This is a genomic window from Roseovarius salincola (genome assembly GCF_026891095.1).
Lineage (GTDB): Bacteria > Pseudomonadota > Alphaproteobacteria > Rhodobacterales > Rhodobacteraceae > Roseovarius > Roseovarius salincola.
Map to the genome: position 1 here is coordinate 154,855 of NZ_JAPTNL010000005.1, position 22,265 is coordinate 177,119.

General features: G+C 65.5%; 21 protein-coding genes. 10 read left to right on the top strand and 11 right to left on the bottom strand.

Annotation, left to right across the window (positions count from 1 at the left end; translation table 11 throughout):
• Positions 1-30: 30 nt before the first annotated feature.
• From N5A93_RS08460 to N5A93_RS08500, 9 genes are all read right to left on the bottom strand, one after another.
• A complete protein-coding gene (locus tag N5A93_RS08460; protein WP_268954650.1) occupies positions 31-486 on the bottom strand; it encodes a paraquat-inducible protein A in 456 nt (151 codons plus the stop codon).
• Positions 483-1,229 carry an ABC transporter ATP-binding protein gene (locus tag N5A93_RS08465; protein ID WP_268954651.1) on the bottom strand — a complete coding sequence of 249 codons (747 nt, stop codon included), beginning with the start codon at positions 1,227-1,229 and terminating at the stop codon, positions 483-485. Before N5A93_RS08465 ends, N5A93_RS08460 begins: the two co-directional genes overlap by 4 nt.
• Positions 1,226-1,885, bottom strand: coding sequence for a hypothetical protein (locus N5A93_RS08470; RefSeq protein ID WP_268954652.1), 660 nt, complete (start codon positions 1,883-1,885; stop codon positions 1,226-1,228). The genes N5A93_RS08465 and N5A93_RS08470 overlap by 4 nt, the downstream gene beginning before the upstream one ends.
• A gap of 11 nt (positions 1,886-1,896) precedes the next feature.
• Positions 1,897-2,682 (bottom strand): MlaE family ABC transporter permease, encoded by a 786-nt coding sequence (locus tag N5A93_RS08475; RefSeq protein ID WP_268954653.1) that lies wholly within the window; start codon positions 2,680-2,682, stop codon positions 1,897-1,899.
• A complete protein-coding gene (gene alr, locus N5A93_RS08480) occupies positions 2,679-3,719 on the bottom strand; it encodes an alanine racemase (protein ID WP_268954654.1) in 1,041 nt (346 codons plus the stop codon). Before alr ends, N5A93_RS08475 begins: the two co-directional genes overlap by 4 nt.
• A gap of 201 nt (positions 3,720-3,920) precedes the next feature.
• A complete protein-coding gene (locus tag N5A93_RS08485; RefSeq protein WP_268954655.1) occupies positions 3,921-5,420 on the bottom strand; it encodes a replicative DNA helicase in 1,500 nt (499 codons plus the stop codon).
• A gap of 245 nt (positions 5,421-5,665) precedes the next feature.
• Positions 5,666-6,340, bottom strand: coding sequence for an orotate phosphoribosyltransferase (locus N5A93_RS08490; protein ID WP_268954656.1), 675 nt, complete (start codon positions 6,338-6,340; stop codon positions 5,666-5,668).
• A 34-nt stretch (positions 6,341-6,374) separates the two neighbouring features.
• A complete protein-coding gene (gene pyrC, locus N5A93_RS08495; RefSeq protein ID WP_268954657.1) occupies positions 6,375-7,418 on the bottom strand; it encodes a dihydroorotase in 1,044 nt (347 codons plus the stop codon).
• Between the two features lie 75 nt (positions 7,419-7,493).
• Positions 7,494-8,456 (bottom strand): phosphoadenosine phosphosulfate reductase, encoded by a 963-nt coding sequence (locus N5A93_RS08500; protein WP_268954658.1) that lies wholly within the window; start codon positions 8,454-8,456, stop codon positions 7,494-7,496.
• A 203-nt stretch (positions 8,457-8,659) separates the two neighbouring features.
• On the opposite strand from N5A93_RS08500, the gene N5A93_RS08505 reads away from it, so the two are divergent.
• The 9 genes from N5A93_RS08505 to N5A93_RS08545 all read left to right on the top strand — a co-directional run bounded on the left by N5A93_RS08505 (position 8,660) and on the right by N5A93_RS08545 (position 18,011).
• Positions 8,660-9,583 (top strand): AAA family ATPase, encoded by a 924-nt coding sequence (locus tag N5A93_RS08505; RefSeq protein WP_268954659.1) that lies wholly within the window; start codon positions 8,660-8,662, stop codon positions 9,581-9,583.
• A 57-nt stretch (positions 9,584-9,640) separates the two neighbouring features.
• Entirely contained in the window at positions 9,641-10,912 is a 1,272-nt protein-coding gene (locus tag N5A93_RS08510) for a vWA domain-containing protein (RefSeq protein ID WP_268954660.1), read from the top strand.
• 88 nt (positions 10,913-11,000) lie between these two features.
• Positions 11,001-11,552 carry a YeeE/YedE thiosulfate transporter family protein gene (locus N5A93_RS08515; protein ID WP_268954661.1) on the top strand — a complete coding sequence of 184 codons (552 nt, stop codon included), beginning with the start codon at positions 11,001-11,003 and terminating at the stop codon, positions 11,550-11,552.
• 3 nt (positions 11,553-11,555) lie between these two features.
• Complete coding sequence (locus N5A93_RS08520; RefSeq protein WP_268954662.1) at positions 11,556-12,137, top strand: YeeE/YedE thiosulfate transporter family protein; 582 nt, start codon at positions 11,556-11,558, stop codon at positions 12,135-12,137.
• A 116-nt stretch (positions 12,138-12,253) separates the two neighbouring features.
• On the top strand, positions 12,254-13,219 hold the full coding sequence (locus tag N5A93_RS08525; protein WP_268954663.1) for an XdhC family protein: 966 nt from the start codon (positions 12,254-12,256) through the stop codon (positions 13,217-13,219).
• Positions 13,216-14,235 carry a molybdopterin-binding protein gene (locus N5A93_RS08530; RefSeq protein WP_268954664.1) on the top strand — a complete coding sequence of 340 codons (1,020 nt, stop codon included), beginning with the start codon at positions 13,216-13,218 and terminating at the stop codon, positions 14,233-14,235. The genes N5A93_RS08525 and N5A93_RS08530 overlap by 4 nt, the downstream gene beginning before the upstream one ends.
• Before the next feature lie 75 nt (positions 14,236-14,310).
• Entirely contained in the window at positions 14,311-14,796 is a 486-nt protein-coding gene (locus tag N5A93_RS08535; RefSeq protein ID WP_268954665.1) for a (2Fe-2S)-binding protein, read from the top strand.
• A gap of 45 nt (positions 14,797-14,841) precedes the next feature.
• Positions 14,842-17,208, top strand: coding sequence for a xanthine dehydrogenase family protein molybdopterin-binding subunit (locus tag N5A93_RS08540; protein WP_268954666.1), 2,367 nt, complete (start codon positions 14,842-14,844; stop codon positions 17,206-17,208).
• 11 nt (positions 17,209-17,219) lie between these two features.
• A complete protein-coding gene (locus N5A93_RS08545) occupies positions 17,220-18,011 on the top strand; it encodes an FAD binding domain-containing protein (RefSeq protein ID WP_268954667.1) in 792 nt (263 codons plus the stop codon).
• Between the two features lie 128 nt (positions 18,012-18,139).
• On the opposite strand, the gene N5A93_RS08550 is transcribed toward N5A93_RS08545, so the two are convergent.
• A complete protein-coding gene (locus N5A93_RS08550) occupies positions 18,140-19,201 on the bottom strand; it encodes an NAD(P)-dependent oxidoreductase (RefSeq protein WP_268954683.1) in 1,062 nt (353 codons plus the stop codon).
• Here N5A93_RS08550 and N5A93_RS08555 point away from each other — a divergent pair.
• Complete coding sequence (locus tag N5A93_RS08555; RefSeq protein ID WP_268954668.1) at positions 19,094-21,568, top strand: penicillin acylase family protein; 2,475 nt, start codon at positions 19,094-19,096, stop codon at positions 21,566-21,568. The two genes, N5A93_RS08550 and N5A93_RS08555, sit on opposite strands and share 108 nt — an antisense overlap.
• An 18-nt stretch (positions 21,569-21,586) precedes the next feature.
• Here the strand turns inward: N5A93_RS08555 and N5A93_RS08560 are convergent, their stop codons facing one another.
• The gene (locus tag N5A93_RS08560; protein ID WP_268954669.1) at positions 21,587-22,186 is read right to left on the bottom strand and encodes an SAM-dependent methyltransferase; all 600 of its coding nucleotides are present in this window, start codon (positions 22,184-22,186) and stop codon (positions 21,587-21,589) included.
• Positions 22,187-22,265 lie beyond the last annotated feature (79 nt).

Sequence of the window (22,265 nt, forward strand, 5' to 3'; positions counted from 1 at the left end):
ATGCCCCAAGCCGGTGAGAGCGTCAAACCCCTATTGGGCGATTGAGCGTTTGCGCGCCGCCCCGGTGCGCCAGGCGATCAGGATCGAGGCGAGGATGCAGGCGGTGAACAGGTAAAGCCCCCAGGCGATCTCGATGCGCCCGAGGCCGATGCCCTTGGCCAGCGTGACATAGAGCGCGATGAGGAACACGTCAGCCATCGCCAGCTTGCCCAGAATCTCGAGCGCGGGCAGCACCTTGCGCCGGAGCAGGCCGAAATGGATGAGCGCGAGGCCGATGGTCTTGAGATAGGGCGCAAAGAGCGCGAACACGGTGACGACAAGCGCCAGGAACACATCGCTGCGCCAGAGGCTTTGCAGCCCCGAGATGACGCTGATTTCCGAGAGGCCGAAGAGCGGCAGGTTCAGCCCCGCACGCATCAGGGGCGCGAACCACGCGACAGGATAAAGGACCAGCAGCGCGAGGTTGGCGTATTTGAGGCCTGTCACCGGACCGCCTCGATCGGGCCGGTGGCGCGACCGTGGATGAACTGGTCAAGATAGGGGTCGCCGCTGTTGTCCATATCGGCGACGGGGCCGGTCCATTTGATCACCCCGTCATGCAGCATCGCCACATTGTCGGCGATGGCGCGCACCGAGGTCATGTCATGGGTGATGGTCATGGCGGTGGCGCCCATCTCGGTGACGATCTCGCGGATCAGGTCGTTGATGACGCCCGCCATGATCGGGTCGAGCCCGGTGGTGGGTTCGTCAAAGAAGATGATCTCCGGCTCGGCGCAGATGGCGCGCGCGAGGCCGACGCGTTTCTGCATGCCCCCCGACAGTTCGGCGGGGAACTTGTCGGCCTGTTCGGGGGTCAGCCCGACGCGGCGCAGTTTCTCGATGGCGATATCGCGGGCCTCGTCCCTGGGCCGCTTGAGCGAGCCGCGCAGCAGGCGGAAGGCGACGTTTTGCCAGACGGGCAGGGAATCGAACAGCGCGCCGCCCTGGAACAGCATCCCGAAGCGCGCAAGGAAGGCGTCGCGGTCGCCGCGCGTCACGTCCTTGCCATCGAGAAGGATGTCGCCGGAATCGTGGCGGATCAGCCCGAGAATGCATTTCAGCGCCACCGATTTGCCGGTGCCCGAGCCGCCGATGATGACCATCGACGTGCCGGTGGGAATGGTGAGGTCCACCCCTTGCAGCACCCGGTTTGCCCCGAAGGCCTTATGAACGTCCTTGAGTTCGATCATGCTTCTTCACTGTCGTCTTCGGGAGGTGGGAGCTGCTTGACTTCCTCGGGCTCGGGGAGCTGATCGTAGGCTTTTGTACCGCGGCGCGCGATACTGACAACTTCATTCATCCGATCACTCAAAGGCTTAATGTTCACTCCAAACTTGCCGAGCGTTTCGCCAAGGTCGTCAATACCGCCCCTTACGACATCAAACATGCCTTCGGGTTTATGGGTTTCCGCTTCGATGGCGGCGATGCGATTCAACAATCGAACTCTATGTGGCTGGTCAAACTCAGAAGCACTGAAAACTATTCTTCGCATTCTCTCGCATAATTCAAGAATTCGGTCCCGCTCTCCTCGCTCCAAAGCGAAGGTAGGTATAAGTTCATCTGAAGCGTCCGGACGATTGGAAGCCTCTACCATTCTTGCTTTAAGAGAAGGCGGCAGACGATCAATTACGCGTATCATCTGTTTGAGGCTTTGGATCAGCCCATCGCGTTCAGAAGAGGTTTGACGGCTAAAATTCTCTATCAGACGTCGCAGTCGGGGCGGAATAGACCCATCGTCAGAATCAAGAATTATATCCAATTGCATAAGGTGATAGAACTCGATTTCTTCAAACTTGGAGATGTATTCCACGGTTTCTTCAAGGATTTCATAGGAATTCGTGCTCACCAGCTTTACTCCTAAGCGGAAAAGAACAGTTCTGTCAGGATGTAGTTGGAGGCCAGGATCAGCACCGAGGCGGCGACCACCGCCGCCTTGGTCGCGCGGCCGACGCCCTGTGCGCCGCGCCCCGAATTCATGCCGTAATAGCAGCCCATCAGGGCCACGATGAAGCCAAAGACCGCGCCCTTGATCATGCCCGAGACGACATCCCATGTCTCGAGGAAGTCGATTGTGTTGTGCAGGTAGGTGCCGGCGCCGAAATCGAGCCGCCCGACGCCCACCAGAAACCCGCCCATGATGCCGATCGCGTCGCCCACGCCGACCAGCATCGGCACCGCCAGCGTCGCCGCCAGCACACGCGGCAGGGTGAGGTATTTCATCGGGTTGGTGGAAAGTGTGGTGAGCGCGTCGATCTGTTCGGTCACCTTCATGGTGCCGATCTCGGCGGCGATGGAAGAGGCCACGCGCGCCGCCACCATGAGTCCGCCCAGCACCGGGCCAAGTTCGCGCGTGAGGCCGATGGCGACGATCGAGGGCACCACGGTTTCAGCGTTGAAGCGTGCGCCCCCGGCATAGATCTGAAGCGCCAGCGCGCCGCCGGTGAACAGCGCCGTCATGCCCACCACCGGCAGCGAGAGCCAGCCGATCTGGATCAGCGCATGGCCGAATTCACGCGCATAGAAGGGCGGGCGCAGAAGATGGGTGACGGTGGCGGCGGCAAAGAGCGCGATGCGCCCGATCACGGCCATGATCAGCAGCGTCTGGCGGCCCAGCCGGCCGAGAAGGGCGGTGATCAGCTTCATCCGCCGGTATAGCGGCGCCGATAGCGCGCCCCGAGCGAGGTGAGGATTTCATAGCCGATCGTTCCGGCATTGTCGGCCAGGTCGTCGACGCCCTGTTCGGCGCCCAGCAATTGCAGCGATTTCGGATCATGGTCGAGATCGGTCACATCGACGCCGATCAGGTCCATCGAGATGCGCCCCGCCATCGGGCAGCGGGTGCCGTCCTCGGCCAGGACCACGCTTTGCGGTCCCATGGCGCGCAGGATGCCATCGCCATAGCCCGCGGCGATGGTGGCGATGCGGGTCGGGCGGCGGGCGGTGAAGGTGTTGGCATAGCCCACGGTCTCGCCCGGCGCGAGGTCGCGGCTCTGGATCACGGGAATGTCGAGCGTGACCACCGGGCGCGCATCCGCGAAGGGGCGCCCGCCATAGAGCCCGATACCGGGGCGGCACATGTCGAAATGGTAATCCGCCCCCATGAGCACGCCGCCGGTATTGGCGAGGCAGCGCGGCACGTCGAGCCCGTCGGTCATGTCATGGAAAGCATGAAGCTGCTGGCGGTTCATGTCGTGGTCGGGCAGGTCGGCGCAGGCGAGGTGGCTGATGATCAGCGCCGGGGACTGGCTGAGCGCCACATCGCGCACCGCCGCCCACTCGCCCGGCTCCATCCCCAGCCGGTTCATGCCGGTGTCGAGCTGGATGCCGAACGGGTGGCCGGGCAGGGCCTCGGCGTGGCGGATCATCTGGTCGAGCGAGTTGAGCATCGGAATGAGGCCGGTATCGCCGATCATGTCGGCATCCCCCGGCATATGCCCCGAAAAGACATAGATCGCCGGGGAAGGCCCCAGCGTGGCGCGCAGGGCCGCGCCTTCCTCGGCGACGGCGACAAAGAAGCTGCGGGCGCCGCAATGCGCCAATGCGCGCGCGACGCGCTCGGCGCCCAGCCCGTAGGCGTCGGATTTGACGACGGCGGCGGTCTCGCCCGTGCTCATGGCATCGAGCGTGCGCCAGTTGGCGCGGATCGCGTCAAGGTCGATGGTCAGCGTGCCGGTGCTCATGGGGAGGGTTTTGCCATGGTGAGGGTCGGGGTCAAGGGGAAAGCGCGAGAGGAGCGGATCAGGGGCGCGCGAAGATGCGGCGGCGGCGCGCATCCGGGCGCTGGTGCGGGGGGCGCTGCCCCCGTCGCCGCAAGCGGCGACTCCCCCGGGATATTTCGAAACAGAAGAAGCGCCGGGGGGACGGGGGATGGGGGGGCGCGGTCAGAACTCGCGCTCGCCCGCGCCGTCCTGTTGCCAGGGTTTCACGAGGTTGCCAAAGCGCGTGAACTGGCCCTCGAAGCTGAGTTCGATGGTGCCGATGGGGCCGTGGCGCTGCTTGCCGATGACCACTTCGGCCTTGCCGTGCAGGCGCTCCATCCGTTCCTGCCAGGCGGCCATTTCATCGAGCCGGTCATCGGAGGGTTTTTCGCGCTCAGCGTAATATTCCTCGCGGAAGACGAACATCACCACGTCGGCATCCTGTTCGATCGAGCCGGATTCGCGCAGGTCCGAGAGCTGCGGGCGCTTGTCCTCGCGCGATTCGACCTGGCGCGAGAGCTGGCTGAGGGCGATCACGGGGATGTCGAGCTCCTTGGCGATGGCCTTGAGGCCCTGGGTGATCTCGCTCACTTCGTTGACGCGGCTGTCCTTGGCGGAAGCGGGGCGCACCAGTTGCAGGTAATCCACGATCAGCACGTCGAGCCCGTGGGTGCGCTTGAGGCGGCGCGCCCGCGCGGCGAGCTGGCTGATCGGCAGGGCAGGCGTGTCGTCGATGAAGAGCGGGCAGGATTCGAGCGCCTTGGCGGCATCCACGAAGCGGCGGAATTCCGGTTCGGTCATGTCGCCGCGCCGGATCTGTTCGGAGGGGACTTCGGCGGCTTCCGAGAGAATCCGCGCGGCCAGCTGTTCGGCGCTCATCTCGAGGCTGTAAAAGCCCACGACGCCGCCTTCGATGGCGCCTTGCGTGCCGTCGGGGCGCTCGCCCATACGATAGGCCTTGGCGATGTTGTAGGCAATGTTGGTGGCCAGCGAGGTCTTGCCCATCGAGGGACGTCCGGCCAGGATCAGAAGGTCGGATTTGTGCAGCCCGCCGAGTTTGCGGTCCATGTCCATCAGCCCGGTCGAGATGCCCGCGAGCCCGCCATCGCGCTGATAGGCGGCATTGGCGACATTGACTGCATCGGTCACCGCGCGCAGGAAGCTTTGAAAGCCGCTTTCGGTCTGGCCCTGTTCGGAGAGCTGGTAGAGCTTCTGCTCGGCCTCGACGATCTGGTCGCGCGGTTCGCTTTCGACCTCGGCGCGCGCGGCCTTGCCGGCGATGTCATGGCCAAGGGCGATCAACTCGCGCCGGATCGCCATGTCATGGATCATCTGGGCATAGTCGCGCACCGCGAAGGCGCTGATCGCGGCCCCCGCGAGGCGGGCGAGATAGGCCGGGCCGCCCAGTTCCTTGAGGCCCTCGTCATCCTCGAGGAACGCTTTGAGCGTGACCGGCGAGGCGAGATTGCCCTTGCCGATCCGCGCCACGGCGGTTTCGTAGATGCGCTGGTGAACGGGATCGTAGAAATGATGCGGCTTGATGATCGAGGCGACGCGGTCATAGACCTCGTTATTTGTCAGCAGTGCACCCAGCAATTGCTGCTCGGCCTCGATGGAATGCGGCATGGTCTCCGCGTCCTGTATCTTGGCACCGGTGGCGTTGAAGCTCGCGACTTCGTTCATGGTCTCCCCCGTTCCTGCTGGATCACCGCTCATAGCTCCCGTGCGAAGGGGTGAACAACGTGGAACAACTCTGTGGATGATCTGTGGATATCCTTGGGTGCCTCATATTGCCGCCTTTGGGGGGCGTTCGTCAACATGTTGTGGCGAGCCATAGGTGCGGCGCGGCCGCCGTGGCGAATTCGCCGCAACCGGCATTTTTCTGCCCTGGCGCGCGTGCATCCCGGCGCGCGCCAGTCACGATTCGTTCAGCCGCGCGCCGCCTGCCAGGCGCGCGGGTCATCCAGAAACGATTCGACCCCGTCGAGCGTGGCGGCGTCAAAGGTGCCCTGAGCGCGGGCCTCGGCCAGAACGTCGCGCCAGGTGCAAAGGTAATGCAGCGCCACGCCATGATCGCCGAGGGTCTTTTCGGTCTCCGGAAAGATGCCGTAAAAAAAGATCACCGCCGTATGGGCGCAGGTCGCGCCGGTGTCGCGGATCGCATCGACGAAGCTCAGTTTCGAGCCGCCATCGGTGGTCAGGTCCTCGACCAGCAGCACCCGGTCGCCTTCACCCATGACGCCTTCGATTCGGGCGTTGCGCCCGTAGCCCTTGGGCTTCTTGCGCACATAGGTCATCGGCAGCGCCATGCGTTCGGCCACCAGCGCGGCAAAGGGGATGCCCGCGGTCTCGCCGCCCGCGACATTGTCGAAGGCCTCGAGCCCGGCGTCGCGCATCACCGTGACGGAGAGGAAATCCATCAGCGTGGCGCGGATGCGCGGGAACGAAATCAGCTTGCGGCAGTCGATATAGGTGGGCGAGGGCAGGCCGGAAGACAGCGTGAACGGTTCGGCCGCGTTGAAATGCACGGCTTCGATTTCGAGCAGCATGCGGGCGGTGAGGCGGGCGATCGCGTCGCGCGGCGGGTAGGCGGTGGGGATCATCGGTATGCTCCTGTGGAAGACGGCGGGCGGCGGGTCAGTCGGCGACGGACCAGTGAACGGGAAAGCCGGGATCGAAGACGGTGACGGGGCCGTCGCCGGAATCGATGCGCCTGGGGAAGCGGGTGGGGCTGTCGCCCTTCACCAGCGTCAGCGATGCGTCATTGACCGGCAGGCCGTAAAAGGCGGGGCCGTGGCGCGCGGCGAAACCTTCAAGCCGCCCGAGCGCGGCTTCCTCTTCGAAGACATGCGCAAGCATTGGCATCGTGTTGGTGGCGGTGAAGCAGCCCGCGCAGCCACAGGCGTTTTCCTTGGCGTCGTCGCTGTGAGGGGCGCTGTCGGTGCCCAGGAAAAAGCGCGCGTCGCCAGAGGTGGCGGCGGCGCGCAGGGCGAGGCGGTGGGATTCGCGCTTGGCCACGGGCAGGCAGTAGTAATGCGGCTTGATTCCGCCGACCAGGATATGGTTGCGGTTGATGATCAGGTGATGGGTGGTGATCGTACCGGCCAGATCGCTGTCGGCGGATTTGATATAGTCCACGCCGTCGCGCGTCGTGACATGTTCCATCACGACCCTGAGCCCCGGCACCGCACGGCGCAGCGGATCGAGCACGCGGTCGATGAACACCGCCTCGCGGTCGAAGATGTCGATCTCGGGATCGGTCACCTCGCCATGCACGCAAAGCGGGCAGCCGGAGTCCGCCATCGCCTCGAGCACGCCGCGCACGCGGTCGAAATCGCGCACGCCGCTGGCGGAATTGGTGGTGGCCCCCGCCGGGTAGAGCTTGACCGCGGTGATGAGCCCTTCGGCATGGGCGCGCGCCACGTCGGCGGGGTCCGTCGCCTCGGTCAGGTAAAGCGTCATGAGCGGCGTGAAATCGGCGCCCTCGGGCAGGGCGGCCATGATCCGGTCGCGATAGGCGCGGGCATCGGCGCCGGTCACCACGGGGGGCACGAGGTTGGGCATGATGATGGCGCGGGCGAAATGGCGCGCGCTTTCGGGCAGGACGGCACGCAGCATCGCGCCATCGCGCAGATGCAGGTGCCAGTCGTCGGGGCGGGGGATGGTCAGGCTCTGGCTCATGGTTCCGAGCCTTTACACAATCGCGCGGCGCGCCGCCAGATACCACGGCACCTTGCGGCACAGGGAATGCGCGGTTCAGTCCGCTTCGCGCTCGGGCATGGTGAGCCCCTTGTCCTCGGCGGTCTGATAGGCCGAGCGCAGCGCGCGGCGGAACCGGGGCCCAGGGGTTTCGCGCATGATGCTGCGACACCAGAGCGCCACGAGGAAAAGCCGTTTCTCATGTTCGAGCCGCGCGAGGACCCGTTTGAGGTATGGCACATGCGTGCGGCGGGCGCGCATCATCTGCGCGAGGCTCCGGCGGGTCAGGCGCCCGGCGCTGACCTGGGCGAGGATGCGCAGCAGCACATCCATCCCCAAGAGCGATTGCTGAAGGCGCGTGCCCATGAATCGCAGCCGGAAGCGGGTGACATTGGGCCGGGTAAAGAGCGCCGAATGCATCGCATCAAGCTTGATTTCGGGATCATAGAGCACGAAGGCGTGCCCGGCGGCGTCCAGCATGTCGGGCGCATAACCGTAGCGGTCGTCGAAGGCGATGCGGCGCATCGCCTTGTAGCGATCATCCCATTCGGCGATGCGCGGGTCCAGCGTGGCCTGCGGGCGCAGCGCCACCACCCGTGCGCCGGGAGCCGCCACCGAGAACGCCGCCGCCGCATAGCCGCAGGCGCCCTCGCCGTAAAAGATGACCTGCTCGAACTCGTCGAAGAAGCCGTCATCGACCAGTCGGTCGAAATAGCCATAGACGTGACGGTCGCGAAACCAGCTGTCACCATTGCAGATCAGGCAGAGATGCGACCAGCCGAGCGCCTTGACCATCGACCAGCCCAGGGGGTGCGCGTTCTGCGACTGTTCGATGATGGTCTGCCTTGTCTCGAAACTCACCAGAAGGGTCGGCTTCTCCTCGAGGAAGACCGCCGCGTGCCGCCGTCCCAGCCGCTCGACATAGCCATCCTCGTCGACGATTCCTTCCGCCGCCTCGAGCCATGCCGACCAGTCGAGCCCGCCAAGCGGGGTGTCATAGGTATTGGGACTGTCCTGCATTCTGCTCCGATCCTTATTCTGCGTCCTCGCGCAGCGGCCGCTTGCAACGGCTTCGACGCCTTCGGACTAGGCTGCAATCTGGGCGAAATTTGGGAAAATCCAAGGGGTTTCTGGTGCCGGCACAAGGGGCTGCGTCGATGAGTGGCGCTTGACGCTGGACGTGCGCGCATGCACTTCTTGACGCATGACCGAGGGAGGCGCGGATGAAGACGATACCGGGGTCGATCGACGAGGTGCAGGCGATGCTCGCTGCCGAGGGCTATGTCTGCGACCGTGCGCTTGGAACGGTGGTGTTCCTTGCGCTCAGGCTGGGGCGGCCGCTTTTCCTCGAAGGCGAGGCGGGGGTGGGCAAGACCGAGATCGCCAAGGCGATCGCCGCCGGGCTCGGGCGGCGGCTGATCCGGCTGCAATGCTACGAGGGGCTGGACGCGGCGAGCGCCGTCTGTGAGTGGAACTTCGCCGAACAGATGATCGCCATACGCACCGCCGAGGCGATGGGGTTCGAAGGCGCGGGCGCGGATCGCGATGCCTTGAAGGACGAGCTTTTCACCGAGCAATACCTGATCGAACGCCCGCTCCTTCAGGCCATGCGCCCGCAGGATGGCGGGCCGCCGGTGCTGCTCATCGACGAGCTTGATCGCACCGATGAACCTTTCGAGGCCTTCCTGCTTGAGGCGCTCAGCGATTTCCAGGTGACGATCCCGGAACTCGGCACCATCGCCGCCCCCGCGCCGCCCATCGTCATCCTGACATCCAACCGCACCCGCGAGGTGCATGACGCGCTCAAGCGGCGCTGTCTTTACCACTGGGTCGATTACCCCGATTTCGACCGCGAGATGGAGATCCTCCATGCCCGCGCCCCCGAAGCCGCCGAAGAGCTCAGTCGCGAGGTCGTGGCCTTCGTCCAGCGGCTGCGCGGCGAGGACCTCTTCAAGAAACCCGGTGTCGCCGAAACCATCGATTGGGCCAAATGCCTGCTGGCGCTTGACGTGATCGCGCTCAGCCCCGAGGTGATCGCCGACACGATCGGCGCGATCCTCAAATATCAGGACGACATCCAGCGCCTTCAGGGCTCCGAGGCCAAGCGCCTGCTGGACGAGGCCAAAGCCAGCCTGGAGCCGGCCTGATGCTTCATCTTGCCGGAAATACTCCGGGGGTTTGGGGGCTGGCCCCCAAGCTGCGCAATGGCTGAATACCCCGCGCTCGATCTGCCGGACAATCCCCGGCTGACCCAGAACGTCATCCATTTCGCCCGCGCCCTGCGCAAGGCGGGCCTGCCGGTCGGGACCGGGCGGGTGATCGACGCGATCCGCGCGGTGGCGGCGGCGGGATTCACCTCGAAGACGGATTTCTTCTACACGCTGCGCGCCTGTCTGGTCACGCGCCCCGAACATCGCGCGGTCTTTGCGCAGATCTTCCGCCTCTACTGGCGCGACCCGCGCTACATGGAACACATGATGGCGATGATGCTGCCCGCGATCCGCGGCGTCCAGGAGGAGCGCGCGGCGCAGGCGGGCGAAAAGCGCGCCGCCGAGGCGCTGCTCGACGGGATCGAACCCGAGGCGCCCGCGCAAGGGGGCGATGAGGGCAAGGACGACGAGAGCGAGATCGAGATCGACGCCTCGGCCACGATGTCCGCCGAAGAACGGCTGCGTCATCTCGATTTCGAGCAGATGAGCACCGAGGAGACCGCCGCCGCGCGCCGGATGCTGGCGCGGCTCAGCCTGCCGGTGAAGCCATTGAAATCGCGCCGCGCCATCGCCAGCGCGCAGGGCACGCGGATCGATGCGCGCGCCACGCTGCGCGCCGCCATGCGCCGCGGGGGCGAGCTGCGCCGTATCCACATGCAGAAACCGCGCCCGCGCTGGCCCAATCTCGTCGTCCTGTGCGACATTTCCGGCTCGATGAGCCAATACAGCCGCATGGTGCTGCATTTCCTGCATGCGGTGGCCAATGAAAAGGGTGCCGGCTGGGCGCGGGTCCATGCCTTCACCTTCGGCACGCGGCTGACCAATATCACCCGCCATCTGGACCGGCGCGACGTTGACAGCGCGCTGGCCGCCGCCGGGCAGGAGGCGCAGGACTGGGAGGGCGGCACGCGGATCGGCGACTGCCTGCACGCCTTCAACCGCGACTGGTCGCGCCGGGTGATGGGGCAGGGCGCGGTGCTGCTGCTGATCACCGACGGTCTGGACCGGGGCGATGCGGATGCGCTGGAGCGCGAGATCGAGCGCCTTCATCTGAGCGCGCGCCGCCTGATCTGGCTCAATCCGCTGCTGCGCTGGGAAGGGTTCGCGCCGCGTGCCAGCGGCATCCGCGCCATGCTGCCCCATGTCGATGCCTTTCGCGCGGGCCATTCCATCGCCACGCTCGAGGCGCTGGCCGAGGCGATTTCGCGCCCCGGCGACGCGGGCGAGAAGGCGCGGCTGATGGCTGCGATGGACGCCGCGCGCTGAGTGCGCGGGCCTTGCGCTAGATCATTGCATTTTGCTCCTGGTCATTATATTCAGCATTCAGAATGTAATTGATGGAAGGAAAACCCGAATGGTCCTCAACTGGAAAACCGGTGGGGTGCTTCTGGGGCTCGTGTTCTTCTTGGCGGTGTTGCTGGTGAAGCCGATCGGCGTCTCCACCCAATTCGTCATCCTGGACGCGATCATCGCCGATACGGTGAACCCCGATCTGATCACCCAGACCGAAGACGGCTACAGCTCGACCAACGCCTATCTGGCGAAATCGGGCGGAAAATACGCCGGCAATGCTGCCAATCCGCTGAATTACAGCTTCGTTTTCGTGCTGGCAATGGCGCTGGGCGCGTTCCTGTCGGCGATGGCGCGTGGCGGTGTGGGCGCGGATGAGCGCAAGCTGCCCGCGATCTGGTATGCCAATTATGGCGACACGCCGGTCAAGCGTTATGTCGTCGCGTTTATTGGCGGCTTCATCGTGCTTTACGGCGCGCGCCTGGCGGGGGGCTGCACCTCGGGACACATGATGTCGGGAATGATGCAGACCGCGGTGTCGGGCTATGTCTTTGCAGCCGGGGCCTTCGCCGCCGCGCTGCCCGTCGCCATCATGATGTACAAGCAGGAGGGCTGAGCCATGACCACCATTATACTGGCCATCGTGATCGGCGCCGCCTTCGGCGCGGTCCTGGACCGGATCGGCGCCACCAACCCCAACTGGATCGGCAAGATGCTGACCCTGACCAACCTGCACCTGATGAAGACCATTCTGCTGGCGATCGGCACGGGGTCGATCCTGATGTTCGCCGGGCAGATGGCGGGTCTGGTCGATGTCGGCCACATGAGCGTCAAGGCCGCCTATGCGGGCGTGTTCATCGGCGGGCTGATGCTGGGCGCGGGCTGGGCCGCGGCGGGCTATTGCCCCGGTACCGGCGTCTGCGCGGCGGCCTCGGGGCGCAAGGACGCGCTGTTCTTCATCGCCGGGGGCTTGATGGGCGCGGCGGCCTACATGATGACCTATCCGGCCTGGGAATCGGCGGGGCTTCTGGATGGCGGCAAGCTGACTCTGGGGGAGGTTCCGGGCGCGGGCTATGACGCGCTGAGCACTTTGCCGGGAGATATCCTGGGCATTGTCATCGGTGCGGGTTTCGTGGTGATCGCGATCGCCTTGCCCGAACGCCTGCGCGGCGGCGGCGAGGCCGTCGCCCCGGCCGAGTAACGCCTGGCGCCAAAGGCGCGAAACATCGCCCGCCTCCTGCGCATCGCCGGGGGCGGGTTTTTTCGTTTGTAGAAGCTGGCGGCGCATCCCATATTGCCGGGCGAGGGAGGCGCCAGATGGACAGGTTCGACAGGATCCCGGAAATCGCGCTTGGGTGGCAACGCGCAGGCAAGGGCGCGGCGCTGGCCACCGTGGTCGAGACATGGGGCAGCGCACCGCGCCGCGTCGGCAGCCAGCTGGCCATTTCGGGCGATGGCGAGATCGCGGGTTCGGTCTCGGGCGGCTGCGTCGAAGGCGCGGTCGTGGCCGAGGCAATGGATGCGATCGAGGACGGCAAGCCGGTGATGCTGGAATACGGGGTCAGCGACGGCGATGCCTTCGCCGTGGGTCTGGCCTGCGGCGGCACGATACGGGTGCTGGTCGAGCCCGTCGGCCCGGTGATGCCGGTGGCGCTGCTGGAAGAACTGGTGGCGGCGCGCGGCGCGCGCGAACCCATCGCCTATGTCACCGGCATGACCGCCGCCCCGCGCCTTGCGCGCGACGGCTTTGACGAGAGGTTCCGCATGGACCGCTCGGGGTTCGAGGCCGATGGCGAGACTTTTGTCGCCATTCACAACCCGCCGCTGCGCATGATCATCGTGGGGGCCGTGCATATCGCGCAGGCGCTGGTGCCGATGGCCCGGATCGCGGGTTATGACCCGCTGCTGATCGACCCGCGCGAGAGTTTCGCGAGCGCCGAGCGCTTCCCCGGGGAAACCATCCGGGATGACTGGCCCGACGAGGGGGTGCAGGCCTTTGGTCTTGATGCGCGCACGGCGCTGGTTCTGCTGACGCATGATCCCAAGCTTGATGATCCGGCGCTGGAACAGGCGCTGAGCAGTGACGTCTTCTATATCGGTGCGCTTGGCTCGACCCGGACCCATGCCAAGCGGGTCGAGCGGCTGCGCGAGAGGGGGCATGGGGATGCGGCCATCGCCCGCATTCATGGCCCTGTGGGGCTTGATATCGGCGCGGCGGGACCGGCGGAGATCGCGCTCAGCATTCTGGCCGAAGTGACCCGCGTGTTGAGGCGTGGGGCATGAAATTCGGCGCCGTGCCCGTGGCCGAGGCCGAAGGCGCGATCCTGGCCCATTCGCTGCGGCTGCCTTGCGGGCGGCTACGCAAGGGCGTGGTGCTGAATGCGGAGCATATCGTGACATTGCGGGATGCGGGTATCCGCGAGGTGAGCGTCGCGCGGCTGGAAGACGGGGATATCCACGAGGACGAAGCCGCGCATGCGCTGGCGCAGGCCCTGTGTGAAGGCGCCGGAAGCATCCATTGCACGGCGCCCTTCACCGGGCGGGTGAACCTGATCGCGGATGGCCCCGGCGTGGTGCTGATCGATGCGGCGCGCATCGATGCGGCCAATGCGGTGGACCCGATGATCACCGTGGCGACGGTGGCGCCGTTTCATCAGTTGCAGTCAGGCGGCATGGCGGCGACGGTGAAGATCATCGCCTATGGCGTCTCAGGCGCGGCGCTGAACGCGGCGGCGGAACATGCGCGCGGCGCGATTCGGTTCGCTGCGCCGGTATATGGCGGCGCCAGCCTGATCCTGACGGAAATTCCCGGCGGGCCTGCAGACAAGGGCATCGAGGCGGTGGAGAATCGCCTGAAGGGTCTTGGCATGCGCCTGTGCGAAACCCTGCGCTGCGCCCATGACGAAGCCGCGCTGGCCGAAGCGATCGGCAGGGCGTCGGGCGACGTGGTGCTGATCCTGACCGCCTCGGCCACCTCGGACCCGCATGACACCGCGCCAAGCGCGCTGATCCGCGCGGGCGGGCGGATCGAGCGTTTCGGTCTGCCTGTCGATCCTGGAAACCTGTTGTTTCTTGGCGATATCGGCGGGCGGCCGGTGATCGGCCTGCCGGGCAGCGCGCGCTCGCCGGTGCTGCATGGGGCGGATTGGGTGCTGGCGCGCGTCGCCTGCGGCGTGGCTCTCGACAGTGCCGGAATGGCCGCGATGGGGGTGGGCGGCCTGCTCAAGGAAATCCCGACGCGCCCGCAGCCCCGCCAGCCCGGCACAAGCCGCGCGCCGCGCGAGGATGGCACAAACTGAAAAACCGGGTTCTCAAGTGGCGAGGCGCGTGCTTAACTCCCATCAGCCAATACGAAAGCCAAATGGGAGGAAACGATGCCACAGGTCAAGATGACCGTGAATGGCAAGCCTGCATCCGGTGAGGTCGAAGGCCGCACGCTGCTTGTCGAATTCCTGCGCGAAAACCTGGGCCTGACCGGCACGCATGTGGGCTGCGACACCAGCCAATGTGGTGCTTGCGTCGTGCATGTGGACGGCAAGGCGGTGAAATCCTGCACCATGTTCGCCGCCGAGGCCGAGGGGAGCGAGGTGCTGACCATCGAGGGCGTCGCCGCGCCAGATGGCACGATGGACGCGGTGCAACAGGCCTTTCAGGATCACCACGGGCTGCAATGCGGCTTTTGCACGCCGGGCATGGTGATGTCGGCGCGCGCCCTTCTGGCCGACAACCCGACGCCCAGCGAGGCCGAGATCCGCGACTACCTAGAAGGCAATATCTGCCGCTGCACCGGCTATCACAACATCGTCAAGGCGATCATGGCCGCATCCGGGCAGGATGTGAGCACGATCGCCGCGCAATAGGACGACCGGCGGGGCCACCCGCCCCCCAGAGGGAGGAGACTACCAATGCCCAAGGATTCAGGCATCGGCGCCAGCAGCAAGCGGCGCGAGGATGTGCGGTTCCTGACCGGAGCCGGACATTACACCGACGACATCGACCTGCGTGGTCAGGCCTATGTGCATTTCCTGCGCTCGGACGTGGCGCATGGCACGCTGAAAAACGTGGATACCAGCGCCGCCGAGGGGATGCCGGGCGTTGTGCGCGTGTTCACCGGCGCTGACTTCGCCGAGGTGGGCGGGCTGCCCTGCGGCTGGCAGATCACCGACCGCGAGGGTAACCCGATGCAGGAACCCGCGCATCCGGTACTGGCGCAGGGCAAGGTGCGCCATGTGGGCGACCCGATCGCCGCCGTGGTGGCCGAGACCCGCGAACAGGCCCGCGACGCCGCCGAGGCGATCGAGGTCGATATCGACGATCTGCCCGCCGTCGTGGACATGAAGGCGGCGCTGAAGGACGGCGCGCCCAAAGTGCATGACGAGCTGACCAGCAACCTCTGCTATGACTGGGGCTTCGTCGAGGAGAACCGCGAGGCGGTGGATGCGGCGATCAAATCCGCCGCCCATGTCACCAGGCTCGAACTCAGGAACAACCGGCTTGTGGCCAACCCGATGGAGCCGCGTGTCGCGGTGGGCGATTACAGCCGCTCGACCGGGGAATCGACGCTTTATACCACCAGCCAGAACCCGCATGTGATCCGCCTGTTGATGGGTGCCTTCGTGCTGGGCATTCCCGAACACAAGCTGCGGGTGGTGGCGCCCGATGTGGGCGGGGGGTTCGGCTCGAAGATCTTCCATTACGCCGAAGAGGCGTTTTGCACCTTCGCTGCAAAGGCGCTCAACCGGCCGGTGAAATGGACCTCGTCGCGCTCGGAAGCCTTCATCACCGACGCGCATGGGCGCGACCATGTGACCACGATCGAACTGGCGCTCGACAAGGACAACAATTTCGTCGCGCTGCGCACCGAGACCCATGCGAATATGGGCGCGTATCTCTCGACCTTCGCGCCCTCGGTGCCGACATGGCTGCATGGCACGCTGATGGCGGGGAATTACAAGACGCCCCTGATCTATGTGAACGTGAAGGCGGTGTTCACCAATACCGTGCCGGTCGATGCCTATCGCGGCGCCGGGCGTCCCGAGGCGACCTTTCAGCTCGAGCGCGTGATCGACAAGGCCGCGCGAGAACTGGGCGTCGATCCGGTGGAGCTGCGGCGGCAGAATTTCATCACCGAGTTTCCCTATCCCACCCCGGTTGCGGTGGAATATGATACCGGCGATTACAATGCCACGCTGGACAAGCTGCTGGAGATCGCCGACCTGGCCGGTTTCGAGGCGCGGCTTGCCGAGTCAAAGAAGAACGGCAAGCTGCGCGGTCTGGGCGTCAATTGCTATATCGAGGCCTGCGGCATCGCGCCCTCGCATCTGGTCGGTCAGCTTGGCGCGCGCGCCGGGCTTTATGAATCGGCCACGGTGCGGGTCAATGCCACCGGCGGGCTGGTGGTGATGACCGGCAGCCACAGCCACGGGCAGGGGCACGAGACCTCTTTCGCGCAGGTGGTCGCCGACATGATCGGGATCGACGAGAACATGGTCGAGATCGTTCATGGCGATACCGCCAACACGCCGATGGGCATGGGCACCTATGGCTCGCGCAGCCTTGCGGTGGGTGGCTCGGCCATGGTGCGCGCCACCGAGAAGATCATCGCCAAGGCGCGCAAGATCGCGGCCCATCTTATGGAGGCCTCCGAGGCCGATATCGAGCTGAAGAACGGCCAGTTCAGCGTTGCGGGCACCGACAAGTCGGTCGCCTGGGGCGATGTCACGCTGGCGGCCTATGTGCCGCATAACTACCCGCTCGAGGATATCGAGCCGGGGCTTGAGGAAACTGCCTTCTATGATCCGGCGAACTTCACCTATCCGGCGGGGGCCTATGCCTGCGAGGTCGAGCTTGACCCCGATACCGGCAAGGTCACGATCGAAGGTTTCGCCGCTGCCGACGATTTCGGCAATGTGGTGAACCCGATGATCGTCGAAGGCCAGGTGCATGGCGGGCTGGCGCAGGGGATCGGTCAGGCGCTTCTGGAAAACTGCGCCTATGACGAGGATGGCCAGCTCCTGTCGGCCAGCTACATGGATTACGCCATGCCGCGCGCCGACGATGTGCCCTTCTATCGGGTCGATCATTCCTGCCAGACGCCCTGCACGCATAACCCGCTGGGGGTGAAGGGCTGTGGCGAGGCGGGGGCCATCGGCAGCCCGCCCGCCGTGGTCAATGCCGTGATCGACGCCCTGCAACGCGCGGGCCGGGACGTGACCCATATCGACATGCCGCTCTCGCCGTCGCGGGTGTGGGACGCGATGAACAAGGGCTGAGGAGAAGAGACATGTATGCATTCGACATCGAACGCCCGACCACATTGGCCGAGGCCGTGAAACATATGGCCGCCTCCGAGGAGAATCAGGCGCTTGGCGGCGGCCAGACCCTGATTCCGACCCTCAAGCAGCGCCTTGCCAGCCCCGAGAAGCTCATCAGCCTGACAGGAATCGACGAGATCCGGGGCATCTGCGAGGACGATGCGGGGCGGGTCTGCATCGGCGCGGCCACGACCCATGCCGAAGTCGTGGCGGGCGCGGGCGCCTATCCGGCGCTGGCGGCGCTTGCGGGCAATATCGGCGATCCGGCGGTGCGCAACCGCGGCACGATCGGCGGCAGCCTGGCCAATAACGACCCCTCGGCCTGCTACCCGGCCGCGGCGCTCGGGTCGGGCGCGACCATCGTGACCGACAAGCGCGAGATCGCCGCCGACGATTATTTCGAGGGCATGTTCGCGACCGCCCTCGACGAGGGCGAGATCATCACCGAGGTGAAATTCCCGGTGCCGCAAAAGGCCGCCTACATGAAGTTCGAACAGCCGGCCTCGCGTTTCGCGCTGGTCGGCGTGTTCGTCGCCAAATACGCCGATGGCGTGCGGGTGGCCGTGACCGGCGCCTCGGAAGAAGGCGTGTTTCGCTGGTCCGAGGCCGAAGCGGCGCTGGCCGCCGACTTCTCGGCCGGAGCGCTCGACGAGCTGAGCCTTTCGGGCGACAACATGATCTCGGACCTGCACGGTTCGGGCGATTACCGCGCGCATCTGGTGGGCGTCATGACCAAACGCGCCGTTACCGCCGCGGGCTGATCGCTGACATACCCCAGAAAGGACAAAGGCCCGTGCTCATGACATGCGCGGGCCTTCTTCTGTTTGTGAAATATCCTCGGGGGTGAATTGGCCAAAGGCCAAGAGGGGGCCGAGGCCCCCTTCCTGTCCTAGCCCTTCATCTTGCGCAGCCGCTTGAACAGGCTCGAGGTGTCCCAGCGCCCGCCGCCCATGTTCTGCACGTCCTTGTAGAACTGGTCGACCAGCGCCGTGACCGGCAGGCTGGCGCCGGTCTCTTCGGCGGTGGCCAGGCAGATCCCGAGGTCCTTTCGCATCCAGTCCACCGCGAACCCGTGCTCGAACGCATCGTCCAGCATGGTTTCATAGCGGTTCGCCATCTGCCAGCTTCCGGCGGCGCCCTGGCTGATGACCTCGACAACGGCGCGCCCGTCGAGCCCGGCTTCCTCGGCGAAATGCAGCGCTTCGGACAGCCCCTGCACAAGGCCCGCGATGGCGATCTGGTTGCACATCTTGGTCATCTGCCCGGCGCCGGAGTCGCCGATGCGCCGGCACAGCTTGGCATAGGTGTTCATCACCGGCTCGGCGGCATCATAGGCGGTTTGGTCGCCGCCGCACATGATCGAGAGCTGGCCGTTCTCCGCCCCCGCTTGACCGCCCGAGATCGGCGCATCAACAAAGCTCAGTCCGTCGTCATGCGCCTTGCCGTAAAGTTCTTCGGTCACCTTGGCCGAAACCGTCGTATGATCGACGAAGATCGCGCCCTCCTTCATCCCGGCGAAGGCGCCGTCCAGGCCGAGGCAGACGCTGCGCAGGTCGTCGTCATTGCCCACGCAGGCCATCACGAAATCCGCGCCGCTGGCGGCCTCGCGCGGGGTGGGGGCACTTTGCCCGCCATGCTGTGAGACCCAGTCCTCGGCCTTGGCCGTTGTGCGGTTATAGACGCAGACGTCATGACCCGCCGCCTGAAGGTGCCCCGCCATCGGGTAACCCATCACGCCAAGCCCCAGAAATGCCAGTTTCGTCATTGTCGCTTCCTTTCCATTGTCTCGTCGCGGATTTCTGACTATCCCATGCCGGGATGCAAGGTGAAACCGGGTAGGGGCATGGCGTCGATTTTCAAATGGCTTCTGCGGCTGGCGGGTGGCGCGGTGGTGCTGTCGCTCGTGGTGGTGGTGGGGCTTTATTTCCTGCTGTCGCGCTCCTTGCCGGATTACGACAAGAACCTGACGGTGGACGGGGTCTCGGCCCCGGTGGAGATCGTGCGGGATCATGCCAATGTGCCCCATATCTTCGGCACGCGCGATGCGGACACGTTCTTCGGCCTTGGCTATGCGCATGCGCAGGACCGGCTCTGGCAGATGGTGATGCTGCGCCGCACCGCGCAGGGGCGTCTTTCGGAAGTGTTCGGCGCGCGAAGCGTCGAGACCGACAAGCTGATGCGCCGGTTCGATATCTACGGGCTGGCGCGCAATTCGGTCGAGGCGCAGGACAGCGCCACGCGAATGGCGCTCGATGCCTATGCGCAAGGCGTGAATGCGCGCCTGAGCGAGATCAACGAATCGGCACTTGGGCGCGGCGCGCCCGAGATGTTCATGTTCAATGCGCCCATTTCCCCCTGGCAGCCCGCCGATTCACTGGCGATTCTCAAGTTGATGGCGGTGCAACTGTCCTCGCATATGGAAAACGAGGTGCTTAATGCGCGCGCCTCGCTGGCGCTGGACGACGAAACGCGGCTTCAGGACATCATGCCGCTTTCGCCCGGCAGCGGGATCGCGGCGCTGCCCGATTACGCGGCGCTGGTGCCGGGAACGGAGGCGTTGCGCCACGCGGCGCTGCCCAAGCCCAAGCGCGATCCGCTGTCGCCTTTCAACGCGCGCGCCTTTGCAGGGGCATCGAATGCCTGGGCGGCGGCGCCCTCGCGTTCGGCGGCGGGGGGCACGTTGCTGGCCAATGATCCGCATCTGGGCTTCAGCGCGCCCGCGATCTGGTACCTGGCACGGCTCGAGCTGGAGTCCGGCGGCGTGATCGGTGGAACCATTCCGGGCCTGCCCGCAGTGATGACCGGGCGCAGCCATGATCTGGGATGGGGCCTCACATCGTCCTACATGGATGATCAGGATGTCTATATCGAGAAGCTCGATCCCGAGGATTCCTCCCGCTACAGGACGCCCGAGGGCTTCAAACCCTTCCGCACCCAGAAATCCATCATCCGCATCAAGGATGCCGATCCGGTCACCATGACCCTGCGCTGGACGGATAACGGGCCGGTGCTGCCAGGGTCGCACTACGATCTGGCCAGCGTCACGCCCGAGGGGCATGTCGCCGCGCTGGCCTGGACGGCGCTGGCAGAGGACGACACCACGATGAGCGCGGCGATGGCGGTGATGCGCGCGTCGAGCGTCGACGAGGCGCTGGAGGCGGGCCGCCTTTACGTCGCGCCTTCGCAGAACCTGACGCTTGTGGATCACGAAACCATCGCCATGAAGACGCTTGGCGCGATGCCGCGCCGCAACGCAAGGCATGAAAGCGAGGGGCGCATGCCGTCCCGGGGCTGGGTGCGCCAGAACCGCTGGCAGGGGACCAGCCCCTATTCGGCCAATCCCGAATTCATCGCCCCCGCCGGGGGCGTGTTGGGCAATACCAACAACAAGACCGTGGACCGGCCGTTTCCGCTGCATGTGAGCTTTTTTTGGGGCGATACGCAGCGGGTTCATCGCTGGCGCCGCCTGATGCAGAATCGCGAGGTTCACACCCGCGACAGTTTCATCGAGGCACAGCTTGATACTGTCAGTTTCACCGCGCGTTCGCTGTTGCCGCTGATTGGTGCGAACCTGTGGTTCACCGGCGAGGCGGCCCCCGAAGGCACCCCCGAGCGTCAACGCCAACGGGCACTGACACTCTTGTCAGACTGGAATGGCGAGATGAACGAGCATCTGCCTGAACCGCTGATTTATGCCGCCTGGATGCGCGCGCTTCAGGACAGGTTGATCCGTGACGAACTGGGGCCGCTGGCGCGTGAATTCGCCCATCCGGATCCGGTCTTCATCGAGCGCGTCTACCGCGACATCGACGGCGCTGCCGCATGGTGCGATGTCAAGCAATCCTCGCCAGTGGAGACCTGCACCGATATCGCGCGTATGGCGCTGGATGATGCGCTGGTCTGGATCAACGAACATTACGGCACGGCGCTGGAAAGCCTGCGTTGGGGCGACGCGCATCAGGCGGCCCATGACCATCAGGTTCTGGGCGAGGTGCCGCTGTTGCGCTATTTCGTGAATATCCGCCAATCCACCTCGGGGGGCGACAATACGCTGCAACGCGGGCGCACGCGCGGCATCGGACCCGATCCGTTCCAGAACGTGCATGGCGCCGGCTATCGCGGGGTCTATGATTTCGCCGATCCAGACAGCAGCGTCTTTATCATCTCGACCGGCCAGTCGGGGCATTTCCTGTCGCGCCATTACGATGATCTGGCGCAGCTCTGGCGGCGGGGCGAGTATATTCCGATGTCGCTTGATCCCGCGCTGGCGCGGGCGGCGGCGGTGGGGATCACCGTGCTGGAGCCCGCCGCGCCCTGAGGCCTCGCCCCGCGGGTGTCAGCCCCCCGGGGGCCTGCGCGCCACGAAGTCGATCAGCGCCGAGCGCCCGGCGTGGCCGCTGCCCTTGCGGATGTCGCGCTCGTAGCTTTCGCAGAGCACGATTTCCCATCCCGCGAAGCTGTCGCGCAGCAGATCCCCGGTATACATATTCTCCGGGTTGGGCGGGCCGCCGGTGCCGTATTCGACCTGCTTTGGGGTGTAGCCATGCAGCAGCATCAGCCCGCCGGGCGCAACGCTGCGTTTCATGCCCGCGAACAGGCCGGGGCGTTCGGCCGGGCCGACGAACTGGATGAAGATCCCGGCGACCAGATCATATTGACCGGGCCAGTCATGATCCAGCACATCCACTTCCTGAAAATCGACGCGCTGGCCCTTTTCGGCGGCCAGCGCGCGGGCTTTGGCGATGGCCGAGGGGGAGAACTCCAGGGCGGTGACGTGCATACCGCGCTGCGCCATGAAGACCGAATTGCGCCCCTCGCCATCGGCGACCGACAGCGCGCTTGCCCCCGGTGTCAGAAGGTCGGCGTGATCCAGCAGAAAAGCGGCCGGGTCGCGGCCAAAAACATACTCGGGTGTCGAAAAGCGTTCTTCCCACATGGTCGGACCTTTTGGTTCGGGCCGCGCGATGCGCGGGCAGGCGTATGAAAAAGCCCCCCACGCCAGGGGCGGGAGGGGC